Below are 1,328 nucleotides of genomic sequence, written 5' to 3'. Positions count from 1 at the left end.
TATGAGCTTGAGCCTGCGCCTGGGACGAAGTCGTCGCGGGTGATCTCCCTGGCGGACGACATCGCAAGGTCGATGAGCGCGGTGTCGGCCCGCGTGGCGGTGGTGCAGGGCCGCAACGCCATCGGCATCGAGCTGCCCAACCACAAGCGCGAGACCGTGTACCTGCGCGAACTCCTCGCCTCCGCCGACTTCGAGACCACCAAGCAGAAGCTCGCCTTGTGCCTGGGCAAGACCATCGGCGGCGAGCCGGTGATCGCGGACCTTGCCCGCATGCCGCACCTTTTGGTCGCCGGCACCACCGGCTCGGGCAAGTCGGTGGCGATCAACACCATGATCCTGTCGCTGGTCTACCGCCTCACGCCGGCCGAGTGCCGCCTGATCATGGTCGATCCCAAGATGCTGGAATTGAGCGTCTATGACGGCATCCCGCACCTGCTCACCCCGGTGGTCACCGACCCGAAGAAGGCGGTGGTGGCGCTCAAGTGGGCGGTGCGCGAGATGGAGGACCGCTACCGCAAGATGTCGAAGCTGGGCGTGCGCAACATCGACGGCTTCAACGCCCGCGTCACGGAGGCGAAAGCGCGCGGCGAGACCATCACCCGCACGGTGCAGACCGGCTTCGACCGGGAGACCGGCGAGGCGATCTACGAGGACGAGGTGATGGAGCTCGAGCCCCTGCCTTACATCGTGGTGATCGTCGACGAGATGGCCGATCTGATGATGGTGGCGGGCAAGGAGATCGAGGGCGCGATCCAGCGCCTGGCCCAGATGGCGCGGGCGGCCGGCATTCACGTGATCCTGGCCACGCAGCGTCCTTCCGTGGACGTGATCACCGGCACGATCAAGGCGAACTTCCCCACCCGGATCTCGTTCCAGGTCACCTCGAAGATCGACAGCCGCACCATCCTGGGCGAGATGGGCGCCGAGCAGCTCTTAGGGCAAGGCGACATGCTGTACATGGCGGGCGGGGGCCGGATCACCCGGGTGCACGGGCCGTTCTGCTCGGACGAGGAGGTGGAGAAGGTGGTGGCGCACTTGAAGCGCCAGGGCCGGCCGCAGTACCTGGAGGCGGTCACGGCCGAGGAGGACGAGGGCGGTGGCGCCGGTGCGGACGCGCCGGTGTTCGATGCGGGCGAGTTCGGGGCGCCCGGCGGCGATCTGTACGACCAGGCGGTGGCGGTGGTGCTGCGCGACAAGAAGGCCTCGACGAGCTACATCCAGCGCCGGCTCCAGATCGGCTACAACCGCGCCGCCTCGCTCATGGAGCGCATGGAGCAGGAGGGCATCGTCGGTCCCGCAAACCACGCCGGTAAACGGGAAATCCTGCT

1 protein-coding gene is annotated in these 1,328 nt (G+C 67.4%); it reads left to right on the top strand.

The annotated features are described in order from the left end of the window. Window positions 1–1,328 (top strand): DNA translocase FtsK (locus GR303_RS24215; RefSeq protein ID WP_281408854.1); only part of this gene is annotated, 1,328 nt, incomplete at both ends.

Origin of the sequence: Microvirga arsenatis (assembly GCF_009910705.1) — a bacterium.
Lineage (GTDB): Bacteria > Pseudomonadota > Alphaproteobacteria > Rhizobiales > Beijerinckiaceae > Microvirga > Microvirga arsenatis.
Note: the sequence above shows the minus strand (reverse complement) of the source record. Positions and strands in the feature narration are given on the sequence as shown.